Genomic DNA, 13,154 nt, shown 5'->3' with positions numbered 1-13,154 from the left:
AGTTGTCAAAGAGGGAAGAAGCAGTGGGAGATGTAGGGATAGTTAAGACACAGTATCATACCTTCGCTAGCCCGCCCCATGAGTTTGTCCTAGAATGCGGGGAGAAACTGGGTCCCATCACTGTGGCCTATGAAACTTACGGACGACTAAATTCTTCGGGGGATAACGCTATCCTTATCCTCCATGCCCTTACAGGCAGCGCCCATGCTGCTGGATGGCATAGGGCAGATGAAAGGAAGCCCGGTTGGTGGGACCCTATGGTGGGGCCTGGCCGTCCCCTAGACACCGATCGCTATTTCGTTATATGTTCTAACGTGTTGGGGAGTTGCTATGGGACCACAGGCCCTTCTTCCCCCAACCCATCCACTGGAAAACCCTACGGCTTGGACTTTCCTGTAATCACCGTCCGGGACATGGTTAGAGTACAAAGGGTGCTACTTGAGGAACTCGGAGTTAAACGGCTGGTCACCGCCATCGGCGGGTCTTTAGGTGGGATGCAGGCCCTGGAATGGGGAGTGCTGTACCCGGAGCTTCTTTCTTCCCTTATAGTCATTGCGGCACCGGGCCGTACCTCGGCCATGAATATAGCCTTTAATACAGTACAGCGGGAAGCCATCTATATGGATCCGGCCTGGCGCGGCGGGGATTATTACGGTACCCCGGGGCCGGAACGGGGCTTAGCCTTAGCCCGCATGATCGGTACCATTACTTACAAAAGCGATGAGTCGTGGTCCTTTAAATTCGGGCGGGTTATGAACGGGCAGCCGGAAGACTTTTTCCGGCTGGAGAGCCGTTTTGAAGTGGAAAACTATCTTTACTATCAAGGACGTAAGCTGGTAGAGCGCTTTGATGCTAACTGCTACCTTTACCTTACCAAAGCCATGGATCTGCATGATGTGGGCAGGGGCTTTAGCTCCTATGAAGAAGCTTTGAGCCGGATCATATGTCCCTGCCTGGTGATAGGTATCTCCAGCGATATATTATACCCTCCTTACCAAGTAAAGGAGATTGCGGAAATAATAAACAAAACCGGGGGACGGGCCATATATAAGGAGCTTGTATCCCCCTATGGTCACGACGCCTTTCTTATCGAATTCACTAAGTTAGGGATGATGGTAGCTGAGTTTTTAAAGGAGATGGGGCCCTAAAGGTTTCAGGGGAGAAGGTTTAAGATATCACTGCGAAAATGGGGGTGAAGTCTATGCTCAGCGACGTTCGGGAGGCTTTCAAAATACCCCAGGAAGTCAATCCTACTATTCGTACTATCACTATGGGAATAAGCCTATGGGACTGCATCGACTCCGACCCCCAGCTGGCCCGAAAGAAGATTTATGATAAGATTACGCGCTATGCCAGTAGGTTAGTGGATGAGGTGGAGAGAGTTGGACAAGAATATGGCCTTCCCATTGCCCAAAAACGCATTTCGGTTACTCCTATTGCCTTTGTTGCCCAATCTTCCCGTGAGGAAAATTATGTAAAATATGCGCACACCCTGGATAGAGCGGCGACAGCGGTAGGAGTTGATTTTATAGGGGGGTTTTCCGCTTTAGTACACAAAGGCTTTACCCATGGAGACGAGATCCTGCTCCATTCTATCCCTGAGGCTTTGGCTACCACAGAAAAGGTTTGCGCCTCAGTAAATGTAGCTTCCACTAAAACCGGGATTAACATGGATGCTGTATACTTAATGGGTAAAATAATTAAAGAAACCGCTACCCTTACGGCGGAACAGGAGGGTTTAGGCTGCACTAAGTTAGTAGTTTTCAGCAATGTGCCCGAGGATAATCCCTTCATGGCTGGGGCGCTCCATGGGGTAGGGGAACCGGAATGTACGATTAATGTAGGAGTAGCGGGAGCAGGAGTAATTAGGAGGGCAGTGTCCCAGGCAGGCGAAGCGGATTTCGGGGAATTAGTAGAAATACTTAAGAAAACAGCCTTTCAAATCACGCGGCTGGCGGAAGTAGTAGGTCGAGTGGTGGCTGAACGTTTAGGGGTGCCTTTTGGAATCGTTGACTTATCCCTAGCATCCAGTCCTTCACCAGGAGACAGTGTTGCGGAGATCTTGGAAGCCATGGGCTTGGAACGGTGTGGCACTCACGGGACTACAGCCGCCTTGGCCTTGTTAAACGATGCAATTAAAAAGGGAGGACTTATGGCTTCTACGTATGCAGGTGGGTTGTCCGGAACGTTTATTTCTGTCAGTGAAGACGCTGGTATGGCTAGGGCGGCAAGTGAGGGTGCTGTTTCCCTGGATAAGCTAGAAGCTATGACCAGCGTCTGCTCGGTAGGCTTAGATATGATCGCAGTTCCAGGCGACACCAGTGCGGAGACCCTGGCTGCTATTATAGCAGATGAGGTAGCCATCGGTGTCATCAACAATAAGACTACCGCTGTGAGGATTATACCTGTACCGGGGAAACAAGTGGGAGATTATGTAAATTTCGGAGGACTTTTAGGTGGTTGTCCTATACTCCCGGTACACCCGTTTTCCTCTGACAAGTTTGTCCGGCGAAAAGGTCGGATCCCGCCTCCTGTCCAAGGCTTGACCAACTGAGGCAAACTTGACGTTGAGCAGCCGTTAGAGGTCCGGATTACTCCCAAAATGTGGAGTGGAAGCAAATGGGAATAACAGTTAGAGAAGCTTTAAAATTGGGAGGATTGCAAAGGGCTACTTTGGTAGCTGGTAAGGCAGGCCTAGACCGTGTAATCAAATACGTGGATATCCTTGAGGTGCCTGACCCCCGGGGGTGGCTCAGGCCCAACGAGCTCCTTGTTACCACGTGTTATGCGATCCAAAATGATCTACAAGCCCAGTTAAATCTCCTGCAAGAACTGGCGCGGGTAGAGGGGGCGGCCTTAGCTATCAAGTTTGGGCGGTTTATAGGCACTATTCCAGAGGAAATGTGCCGGCTGGCCGACCGGCTACAGCTTCCCCTTATAAGCGTGCCTAATGACGTACCATTTATTGACATTACTCATCCGGTAATGGCGGCCATAATCTTTGAGCAATCGAAGCACCTTGAGTACTCCGAAAAGGTTCACCGTAAACTTACGCAGGTGGCTTTGGAAGCAAGCAACCTTCAGGCCGTAGCTCAGGCTCTAGCAGCACTAATAGAACGAGAAGTAGTTATCTGTAATGAGGAATTGAAGCCTCTGGCTGAGGCTGGTAAAGGACCCTCCTCAGAGCCATTCCAGTTGTCACCTGAAGCAGCCAGGCAGGTTAGCTTGTCTCCTAAAGGTATAGAAGTTGCTGTTTGGCACAAGGGAACCCGGCAACGGTACTTTGCTACTCCCGTGGAGGTCAGGGGGCGGCGCTATGGATATATACTGGTAGATATGCAGACTCCCTTAAGCGAATTAAACTATATTGCTCTGGAGCACGCAGTAACAGTAACTGCTCTCCAAATGGTAAAGGAAGAGGCTGTTGCGGAAGCGCAGAGGAGTCTCCGCCGGGACTTTTTGGAAGACCTAATAGCGGGGGCATTCCGTCATCGCGAATTGGCCATAAGCCGGGCTGAGGCTCTAGGCATTTGCCTGGAAGAACCTAAAGTTATCATGGCCATAGATATTGATAATTTTGCTGACTATCTATTTAAATCTAGATCCCCAGTTGAATATGAAATAAGCGCTGAAAGGCTAAAACGAAATTTTCATCGGATAGTGAATTCTTGTCTTATGGCCTTCGACCGGCGAGCCTTGACGGTACAGCGTAGCGATAGCGTTGTAGCCATTTTGCCGGTTACTGGAAAGGAACCCTATAAAAGAGATAATTGGGTAAAGTTCCGTAGAGAGCTACAAGAGGTGGCTTTAAGTATCCAAGGAAAGATTGCCCAGGAACTAAAAGGTGTAACTGTCTCTATTGGTATAAGTTCCATAGCTGCGGAGCCCATGGAAATCGGGGTCAGGTATCAGGAGGCAAGAAATGCTATTCGCCTTGCACGGCGCCTCAAGGGTAAAGGTACGATTGCTTTTTGGGAGGATGTAGAAATTTATTCCGTTTTAGGGCAGTCAGGTGAAGCCCTGGAAAGGTTTTGCCAGTCGGTCCTTGGGCCGCTGGACCGCCCAGAGGTTAAAAATCGCGAGATGCTTCTAGAAACTCTACGGGTCTACCTCGAGTGCCAGGGGAATGTGCTGGCTACAGCAGAGAAGCTTTATATTCATCGCAACACCTTACGTTATCGTTTAAAACGTATTGAGGAAATTCTCGGGCGCGATCTCAAGTCGCCGGATGAAAGACTTTCTCTTTGGCTGGCTTTAAAGGCCCGGGTTTTGGTAAGAGCTGGTCAATGATTTTGTACAGGTTGTACAAATTACAACCCGTTTTTTTATGCCGCTTGGCCGTAGAAGGTTGGCGGTTTTCTTTTTATTATTTGGACCAAGGAGTTTTCGTTAGGGAGGCTTTAAGTGTGCTGGCGGTCATTCGTGTGCTCACTATAAACGATGAAAATATTCTTCATGCCCACGGGCGTATAATCACCGAGAAATTCGGGCTTCCCACGAGGAGTTACTGCATTCCCGACCAGCCCAAGGGTATTTATAACGAGGAAACCGAGAAAATAGCGGTACCCAAGATAGTGCGCCTAGCCCGCCAAGCAGAGAGCGAAGGGGCTAAGGCAATATTTATAAGTTGCGCTGCCGATCCTGCTTTGAAGGAGGTGAGGGCGGAGTGTAGAGTTCCTGTTATTGGTGCGGGTTCGGCGGCAGCCGCCGTGGCCTTGGCCCTCGGGAACAACATCGGTGTACTGAACCTTACCGAGACTACTCCCCTCGCTTTAACCTCGATTCTTGGCCAGCGTTTAGTTGCTGAAGCTAAACCTGAGGGCATAGAAAATACTACCGATCTTATGAACCCTGCCGGTAAAGAGAAAGCTATGAAGGCAGCCGAAAGGCTAGTACAAGGAGGAGCAGATGTCATTGTCCTGGCCTGCACGGGGTATTCTACCATTGGGCTGGCTAGGGAAATAAGAAGACATTTGGCTGTAAAAGTTGTCGATGCTGTTGAGGCTGGGGGACTTATGGCGTGGTATGCTTTGCAAAAATAATGGTAAAAGGAGGAATGATTCTATGGATAAAAATTTTCTAGAAGAAGCACATCCCAAAGCCTTCGAACCTGCGGTCCTTATTGTTAATATTATTCTTTCTATCATTGGAGCTATCATTGGGCTGCAGATACTTACAACCCTTGGGGTAACTCCCAACACCTCCATTATCGGTGTACTGGTGGCTATTGCTCTTTCTCGCATTCCCGGGCAGTGGTTTGCTAAATATCGTTCCATTCACCGCCAGAACCTCGTCCAGTCGAATATTTCTAGCGCTACCTTTGGGGCGGCAAATTCTTTGCTTCTCCCTATCGGTATTCCCTACCTTTTAGGTCGGCCGGACTTAGTTATTCCTATGCTTATCGGCGCGACTATGGGTATGCTTATTGACCTGGCTATGCTTTACTGGTTCTTCGATTCCCGCGTTTTTCCAGGAAAAGCAGCCTGGCCACCGGGGGTGGCTGCAGCCGAAGCCATCTATGCTGGCGATGAAGGTGGTAAAAGGGCCAAATTTCTGGTATTGGGTACTATCATCGGTATTATTGGGTCATATTTTAAGGTTTCCATGTCTGCCCTTGGCGTAGCTTTTATCGGCAATGTTTGGGCCCTGGCCATGTTTGGAGTAGGCCTACTACTTAGGGGTTATTCTAAGGTTCTTTTTGGTCTGGATATTAATAAGCTTTACATTCCGCATGGAATGATGATCGGTGCCGGCTTGGTGGCTGGTATTCAGATAATCGCTATACTCCTTAAAGGGAGAAAGGGTGCCTCGGAATCTGCTGACGCTCTTTCCTCTAGCGATTACACAAGAGACGAAAAGGAAGTTACTAGGGGCTTACTTCGCGGTTTTGGCCTTTATATAGCTGCGGCCCTTATTTTAGCCATGGTGGGTGGCCTATATGCGGAAATGCCGGCCTGGCAACTTCTGTTTTGGGCAGTTTTTGGTGCAGTTTCCTGTATCTTGGCCGAATTTATTGTTGGACTTTCGGCTATGCATGCTGGGTGGTTTCCTGCTTTTGCCACAGCCCTTATCTTCCTTGTCTTAGGCATTGCTTTCGGGTTCCCGGCGCCTGCCCTGGCCCTTCTGGTAGGATTTGTCGCCTCTGGTGGCCCGGCTTTTGCTGACGCAGGTTACGACCTAAAGGCAGGCTGGATCTTAAGGGGCGGGGGACGCAACCGTCAATTTGAGCTGGAAGGGCGCTGGCAACAAATTCTGGCCGGTCTCGTGGGGCTAGCCGTAGCCTGGATAATGGTTACTTTCTTCCACGATGTTTATTTCCGCCAGGATCTGTTCCCGCCTGTGGACCGGGTTTATGTGGCCACCATTAAGGCAGGGGTTGATGCTACTATCGTAAAAAACCTAGTATTATGGGCCATCCCCGGAGCTTTGATACAAGCCTTGGGGGGTTCCGAAAGGCAGTTGGGTATAATGCTAGCCACAGGTCTTCTAATTCTTAATCCCCTAGCAGGTTACGCTGTCCTGGCTGGCATCATCATTCGCATTTTGGTCCTTAAGCTAGTAGGCAAGGATGCGGAAACTCCTATGACCATTCTAGCTGCCGGTTTTATTGCTGGGGACGCTCTTTATGGCTTCTTTAACTCCGTACTCAAGGCCAAATGGAAGTAGGGTAAAGGAGAAAGAGGTATGGCTTCAAGGATGGTGCTTGATCACGAGGCTTTGGAAGCAGCTGTATTGGGCGGAGCTGTCCTGGGCGGCGGCGGGGGAGGATCCATGGAATGGGGGCGTAAGCTTGGCCGTCTAGCCTTGGAACTTGGCACCCCCGAACTAATAGAACTGGAAGATCTTCCCGAGGAAGCTACTCTTCTTACAGTTTCAGCTGTAGGAGCGCCTGCTGCCCAGACGGCTTACGTCCGGCCAGTACACTATATTCGTGCCGTTGAGCTATTTATGAAATTTACGGGGGAGCAGATCAGGGGCTTAATCAGCAACGAATGCGGTGGTCTGGCAAGTATCAACGGGTGGATACAAGCGGCAGCTCTAGGTATTCCTCTAGTGGATGCCCCCTGCAATGGTAGAGCCCATCCTACCGGACTTATGGGTTCCATGGGTCTTCATCGGGTGGCCGGATACATTTCCAAGCAGGTGGCTGTCGGCGGAAATCCCCAAACAGAAAGCTATGTTGAAGTATTTGTGAGCGGTTCACTGGATGTATCCGCCAGTATAGTGAGGCAGGCTTCAGTTCAGGCCGGCGGGCTGGTAGCTGTAGCTAGAAACCCGGTCACTGTGAGGTACGCTAGGGAAAACGCTGCTAAAGGTGCCCTAAGCCAGTGTATCACCGTGGGCAGGGCTATGCTGGCAGCCCAGGGGAAAGGCGCTGGGCAGGTAATTGAAGCTGCTGCCGAAGTCTTGCGGGGGAAAGTAGTGTTTATGGGTAGGGTAGCTTCTGTCAGCCTCGAAACTGCTGGGGGATTCGACGTAGGAAAGGTAATAGTCCAGAGGAATAATAAGCTGGCGGAGCTCACCTTCTGGAACGAGTATATTACCTTGGAAGTTGATGACCAGAGAATAGGAACTTTTCCAGACCTGTTGGCTACACTAGATGTTAACACTGGCCTACCTGTATCTTCGGCAGAGGTAAGGGAGGGGCAGGAGGTAGCTATTTTGCATGTTTCCCGTAATGAGCTTATTCTGGGAAGCGGAATGAAGTATCCTGAGCTTTTCTTGGCCTTGGAAAAAGCTACAGGTAAAGAAGTAATCAAATATGTCTTTCCAGACCATATACTTTCGGAGGGAGAGGTGCAGGGCTATGGCTCTTAAGCAGGTTCTAGAAGTTTACGAACTCCTGGACAGCGCTTACGTCAATGGCTATGAAGTGGCAGATCTGCTCAAAAGGGCCGGCCTAGAAGAGGTAACCGTGACACGCATTAAGGGGTCTAAAGGCACCACCGATTTTATTAAGGCGGTGGTAAAGGGAAGGAACGGCAAGTCCCAAGGCGGCAGTGCACCTACTTTAGGGATAATAGGGCGACTGGGGGGGTTAGGGGCAAGACCGGAGAGGATAGGTTTTGTGTCCGACGGAGATGGTGCCTTGGCGGCAGTTGCAGCCGCGTTGAAATTGGCTAACATGCAGCACAAAGGGGACGTACTGGAGGGTGACGTAATTATTGCTACTCACATATGTCCCGATGCACCTACTCAGCCCCATGACCCGGTACCCTTCATGGATTCGCCAGTGGATATTGCTGAGATGAACCGGAACGAAGTAGACCCGGCTATGGATGCTATTCTTTCTGTCGATACTACTAAAGGGAACAGGGTGATCAACCACCGCGGTTTTGCTATCTCCCCTACCGTTAAAGAAGGGTATATCTTACGTGTGAGCGAAGATCTGCTCGATTTAATGCAAATTGTTACCGGCAAGTTGCCTGTTGTTTTTCCCATTACTACCCAGGATATTACACCTTATGGCAACGGCATTTACCACTTGAATAGCATCTTACAGCCCTCCACAGCTACAGCGGCCCCGGTGGTGGGTGTGGCCATTACGGCCGAAGTACCGGTACCGGGATGTGCTACCGGAGCAAGCCACCTTATAGACATTGAAGCTGCAGTTCGCTTCTGCCTGGAGGTGGCCAAAGCCTTCGGGCAAGGCAAGTGTCGCTTCTACGATGAGGAAGAGTTTGAGCGGTTGAAAGAGCTTTATGGGCCTATGAATCACTTGCAGACTTTGGGGAGAAAAAAAGAATATGCGGGCGCAGGTAACAGTGACCGTAGCTGAAGCCAAGCGTATTATCGCCAGGGCCATTGCCGCCCTACCGGAGGTTAAGCAAGCCTTACAAAATGGTCGTATCCTCCTAAAGGGAGGGACTACGGTTTCCGCTGTGGCCGAGGAGCTAGCGGGAATCACTTTGCGTATCTCAGGACGTGTTAGCCCGAGGGGAACGAAGACGGGCCGGGGCGATGGGGCAGCCCACAGTATCCTCCTGGAAAAGGGCGTGCCTCGCAATATCGATGATTGTTTTGCGGAAGCGGTCAGTACCTTGGGACCCTCGGATGTGGCTATCATCGGCGCTAACGCCATTGACGCTAGCGGCCGGGCGGCCATAATGCTGGGGCGGACTTTAGGAGGCGAACCTGGCAAGGGGCTGGCTGGCCTCATGGCCCAGGGCTGTAAAGTTATTATAGCCTGCGGCCTAGAGAAACTAATTCCTGGTAGCGTAGATGAGGCTGTCCGGTGCTCCGGGATCAGGGGTACAGATTGGTCCATGGGCATGGCCGTAGGGCTCGTACCGCTGGTAGGGAAGATAGTAACAGAAAAAGAAGCCCTGGAGATTATAGCCAGGGTAAAATGCGTTGTTATAGGCAAAGGCGGTATAGATGGAGCGGAAGGATCGACGACTATGGTCGTTGAGGGAGAGCCAGAAGAGGTAGAAAAGGCCGTGCTGGCTGTTTTGGCTGTTAAGGGTACAGGGACCAGTGGTAGCCCGGCAAGCCTTTTAGAGTGCGAGGCCGGAAGCGAAGGTTGCCGGGTACACCAGGCCTGTGCTTGGAAACATGGAAAGAAAGGGGTGCTCGAGTGGTACGTAAGGTAGGCGCTATTACCATCGGTCAGTCACCGCGCGTGGATGTGGTGCCAGAAATGAAGGAAATTCTTGGAGAAAATATAGAGATAATCGAAGGCGGAGCCTTGGATGGGTTGACCCAGGAAGAAATCGCGGCGCTAGCGCCAGGCCCTGAAGACTATGTGTTAGTTACCAGGTTGAGGGACGGAAGTTCAGTAAGGATTGCCGAGCGGTATATTGTACCGAGAATGCAAACCCAAATCGATAAGCTCGTTGCTGAAGGAGCAGAAATAATAGTATTGCTGTGCACCGGTGAGTTTCCTAACTTTTCTTCTTCTAAGTTAATCTTAAAGCCCCAGGTTATCTTACATCACTTCACTTCAGGTATAGCTACAGGAAGGCGACTAGGGGTTATAGTTCCGGATAAAGATCAGGTAGAGCAAGCAAGGGCGCGCTGGGCTGGAGTAGGAGAGGTACTTAGGGTGGAAGCTGCCTCGCCCTATGGGCCAAGGGAAGAAATATGGCGCGCAGCCTCTTCCCTTAAGGAATGGCAGGCAGAGGTAATAGTGCTTGACTGTATCGGATTTAACTTGCAAATGAAGAGGGAAGTGAATCAGCATACTGGTGTACCGGTGATATTGCCGCGGACAGTTCTGGCTCGTACTCTCCAGGAATTGCTATCCTAAAGGAGGGTAAATAGCTTGAGGGATTTAAAAGCGGTAGCCCAGAGACTTTTGCTGAGCTGTATGGGTTTAGAGAAAGGCGAAAGATTACTGGTAGTAACTGATACCTCGACTGTTACCATTGGCGAAGCCCTTTTCCAAGCCGGAGAAGAGTTAGGCGCTTTACCGGTGCTAATTAAGATCTCTCCCACCGGACGGCACGGGGCGGAGCCTCCCCTACCCGTGGCGGCAGCCATGGAAAAGTCTGACGTAGTCATTTGCCCCACCAAGTATTCTTTAACGCACACCCAGGCAAGACTTAAGGCCTGTGAAGCCGGCGCGCGGGTGGCTACCATGCCGGGCATCACCGAAGAGATGTTTTTTGAAGGGGCTGTGGCGGCCGACTACGAAGAGGTAGCCCGGAGGACCACTGAACTAGCCAGACTTCTTTCCGAAGCCAAGACAGCTGTTCTAGTCAAGGACGGCTTGGAATTGAAGCTTTCCCTTGAAGGGCGGCGGGGAATAGCTAGCACCGGCCTTTATCGACGCCCCGGAGAAGCGGGGAATCTGCCTTCAGGTGAGGCTTACATTGCGCCCGTAGAGGGGAGCGCGGAAGGTGAAACGATTATTGACGGCTCTATAGCGGGTATTGGGCGGTTGAGCGGCCCTATAAGAGTAGTAATCAAAGAAGGAGTTCTAGTAGAAGCTCAAGGTCCTGAAGGCCAGCAACTGCTAGAGCTTCTAGGAGATTCTCCGGAAGCCAGAAATCTTGCGGAACTGGGGATAGGTACCAACGACCGGGCAAAGGTTTCGGGTATCATCCTGGAAGATGAGAAAGTATACGGGACGGTACATCTCGCCTTTGGAGACAACGCCACTTTTGGAGGTAGAGTGCGGGCGGGTGTGCACATTGACGGAGTTATCCTAACCCCTGATCTGTACCTGGACGGGAAACTAGTGGTGTCGCGGGGAAAGATAATACTGTAACCAAGCCTCATAGCGCTCGCCGCACCACTGAAAACTCAATGGCGTTTGCTGAGAGTTATCTCCTTTTTCACATCTGGGTGGGCGGCAGCTTTGACCCCGAAGCTTTCAGGCTAGGCGGTCTTGCCTCTTGCCCTAGCCCTGCATATAAAGTAAAATAGACTAAACTCAAGAAAAAATAGGAGAAACCGGACATGCCCATAGACCACGACGCCATATTTAAGGAGCTCATCACTAACTTCTTCAAAGAATTCATGGAGCTCTTCTTCCCCGAAGCCCACGCCTTAATCGATTATTCCGAGTTAACCTTCTTATCCCAAGAGATCATCACCGACATCACCGCCGGAGAAAAACACTACGTAGATATACTGGCCAGTGTTAAAATAAAAGGAGAAGAGGGCTATGTCCTTATTCACATAGAACCTCAGGCTTATAAAGAAGCAGACTTTGCCCGGCGCATGTTCATATACTTTAGCCGGCTTTACGAGAAGCATAAGAAGAAGGTATTACCCATAGCTGTATTCTCCTACGACAGCAAAGTAGAAGAGCCAGACAAGCACGAAGTAGCTTTCCCCTTCTTTAAGGTGCTAGAGTTTAACTTTTACAAGGTGCAGCTAAAGAAACTACCTTGGAGGAAGTACATAAATAGCGACAATCCGGTTGCGGCAGCGCTTCTCAGTAAAATGGACTACAGCCCTAAGGAGAGACGGCAGCTAAAGATAGAATTTTTGAGAATGATAACGCGGATGCAGCTGGATCCGGCTAAGCTAGGGCTTATAACAGCGATATTTGAGACCTATTTAGGTTTAAGCCCGGAAGAGGAGAGGGAAGTAGAGGAGATGCTACATAGGGAATTAAGCGCGGAGGAGGTAAAGAAGGTAATGGAACTTAGGACTTCGTGGCATATAAAGGGATGGCAAGAAGGGTTACAGCAAGGTCTGGAGGAAGGCCGAAGGGAAATTCTGTTAAAGCAGTTAAAGAAGCGTTTAGGTTGTCTTTCTTCTGAGGTAGAGGAGAAGATAAATGCTCTTTCCTTGAAGGAGCTTGATGAGCTGGCGGAAAAGATATTTGAGGTGACCAGTGAAAGTGATCTAAGGAAATTCCTGGGTATAGAGCATTGAAGAAGCTCTACATCCACATATACGCGGTCCGGTTCTAGGGGTTTACTTTTGAAAAAATCTTTGAGAAGTAGTAGGGATGCTTAAGGTTGTAGCAGAGAGACTGGGAGTGGGTTTCAAACTTACCAGGGACCTAGAAGCGTATGAGATGGCGAAGCGGGCGATGATAAGAGATTTGGCCGGGCGGGGCGCGTGAAGAGACGAAGTTTCTTACTACTTCCAGTCTAGTTTCGATCTTATCCTCCAGTTTACCCTCAAGTTTGCCTTAAAGTCTGCCTTTTTCTTTACCTTCTTTTAATCCTTTTAACCAAGCCTCCCGCTGCATTTCTTCTAGCACCAATTCCAGTTTGCTTATCATCTTTTCCATCTCCCAGGGATAACTTACTGCTAAGATATTCTCAAGTTTAACCTGCACATCCACAGGTAGCTTGGGTCTTATAATGTTCAATAGCCACGCCTTTAGGTAACGAAACTCATCAGGGTAAGCCTTTTTGCTACCCTGGCTAGCTTCCGAAGGCGCTTCACCAGCTCTTGGGAGCTAATTCTTTGGTCTAGCAGAAATACACTGGCTATCAAATTTGCCGCTTTAAGAAGCTCTTCTTCGCTGTAACGGTTTACATCGAAAAGAAGATAGCGGAAGTCGAGAATGTACTCACCAAATTCTTCGTAACTGGCCTGCATTTCTTTAAAGGTACGGTTATGCTAGGGCTTCTGGCCATTGGGCAATGGGTGGCGAGCCAGCCGCAAGAGGTATAAGGAGAAACCTGCATAGAGCCTAATAAGGTATTGCTACTACTGGGGAAATAGTGCTACAATTAATCAGACGG

Annotated in this window: 13 protein-coding genes; 11 read left to right on the top strand and 2 right to left on the bottom strand. The window is 50.0% G+C overall.

The features are described 5' to 3' along the window. Positions 1-23: 23 nt before the first annotated feature. The 11 genes from metX (at position 24) to B9A14_RS11355 (ending at position 12,330) form a co-directional block, all read left to right on the top strand. Positions 24-1,148 (top strand): homoserine O-acetyltransferase MetX, encoded by a 1,125-nt coding sequence (gene metX / locus B9A14_RS11405; RefSeq protein ID WP_157109940.1) that lies wholly within the window; start codon positions 24-26, stop codon positions 1,146-1,148. Positions 1,149-1,186: 38 nt separating this feature from the next. Then, the gene (locus B9A14_RS11400; RefSeq protein ID WP_277995810.1) at positions 1,187-2,554 is read left to right on the top strand and encodes a PFL family protein; all 1,368 of its coding nucleotides are present in this window, start codon (positions 1,187-1,189) and stop codon (positions 2,552-2,554) included. A gap of 65 nt (positions 2,555-2,619) precedes the next feature. Beyond that, complete coding sequence (locus tag B9A14_RS11395) at positions 2,620-4,290, top strand: PucR family transcriptional regulator (RefSeq protein ID WP_084665809.1); 1,671 nt, start codon at positions 2,620-2,622, stop codon at positions 4,288-4,290. 116 nt (positions 4,291-4,406) lie between these two features. After that, complete coding sequence (locus B9A14_RS11390; RefSeq protein ID WP_084667122.1) at positions 4,407-5,042, top strand: aspartate/glutamate racemase family protein; 636 nt, start codon at positions 4,407-4,409, stop codon at positions 5,040-5,042. A gap of 22 nt (positions 5,043-5,064) precedes the next feature. Beyond that, the gene (locus B9A14_RS11385) at positions 5,065-6,666 is read left to right on the top strand and encodes an OPT/YSL family transporter (RefSeq protein ID WP_084665808.1); all 1,602 of its coding nucleotides are present in this window, start codon (positions 5,065-5,067) and stop codon (positions 6,664-6,666) included. An 18-nt stretch (positions 6,667-6,684) separates the two neighbouring features. Continuing rightward, positions 6,685-7,818 (top strand): S-methyl thiohydantoin desulfurase family protein, encoded by a 1,134-nt coding sequence (locus tag B9A14_RS11380; protein WP_084665807.1) that lies wholly within the window; start codon positions 6,685-6,687, stop codon positions 7,816-7,818. Beyond that, positions 7,808-8,779: a DUF1177 domain-containing protein gene (locus B9A14_RS11375; protein WP_084665806.1), complete on the top strand. Its 972-nt coding sequence runs from the start codon at positions 7,808-7,810 to the stop codon at positions 8,777-8,779. The genes B9A14_RS11380 and B9A14_RS11375 overlap by 11 nt, the downstream gene beginning before the upstream one ends. Continuing rightward, positions 8,748-9,593, top strand: a complete 846-nt coding sequence (locus B9A14_RS11370) for a DeoR/GlpR family DNA-binding transcription regulator (RefSeq protein ID WP_197686508.1) — start codon at positions 8,748-8,750, stop codon at positions 9,591-9,593. The genes B9A14_RS11375 and B9A14_RS11370 overlap by 32 nt, the downstream gene beginning before the upstream one ends. Beyond that, positions 9,578-10,249, top strand: coding sequence for an AroM family protein (locus tag B9A14_RS11365; RefSeq protein ID WP_084665805.1), 672 nt, complete (start codon positions 9,578-9,580; stop codon positions 10,247-10,249). The genes B9A14_RS11370 and B9A14_RS11365 overlap by 16 nt, the downstream gene beginning before the upstream one ends. Positions 10,250-10,264: 15 nt before the next feature. Further along, positions 10,265-11,212 carry an aminopeptidase gene (locus tag B9A14_RS11360; RefSeq protein ID WP_157109939.1) on the top strand — a complete coding sequence of 316 codons (948 nt, stop codon included), beginning with the start codon at positions 10,265-10,267 and terminating at the stop codon, positions 11,210-11,212. Positions 11,213-11,403: 191 nt separating this feature from the next. After that, entirely contained in the window at positions 11,404-12,330 is a 927-nt protein-coding gene (locus B9A14_RS11355; protein ID WP_084665804.1) for a DUF4351 domain-containing protein, read from the top strand. Positions 12,331-12,592: 262 nt separating this feature from the next. Here the strand turns inward: B9A14_RS11355 and B9A14_RS11350 are convergent, their stop codons facing one another. Both B9A14_RS11350 and B9A14_RS11345 read right to left on the bottom strand, forming a co-directional pair. Then, positions 12,593-12,775, bottom strand: coding sequence for a hypothetical protein (locus B9A14_RS11350; RefSeq protein WP_084665803.1), 183 nt, complete (start codon positions 12,773-12,775; stop codon positions 12,593-12,595). Between the two features lie 11 nt (positions 12,776-12,786). Continuing rightward, positions 12,787-13,008 (bottom strand): Rpn family recombination-promoting nuclease/putative transposase, encoded by a 222-nt coding sequence (locus B9A14_RS11345; RefSeq protein ID WP_084665802.1) that lies wholly within the window; start codon positions 13,006-13,008, stop codon positions 12,787-12,789. Positions 13,009-13,154: the final 146 nt, after the last annotated feature.

This window comes from Thermanaeromonas toyohensis ToBE (assembly GCF_900176005.1).
Classification (GTDB): Bacteria; Bacillota; DSM-521; order Neomoorellales; family Neomoorellaceae; genus Thermanaeromonas; species Thermanaeromonas toyohensis.
This window is presented reverse-complemented; position numbering and strand designations above follow the sequence as displayed.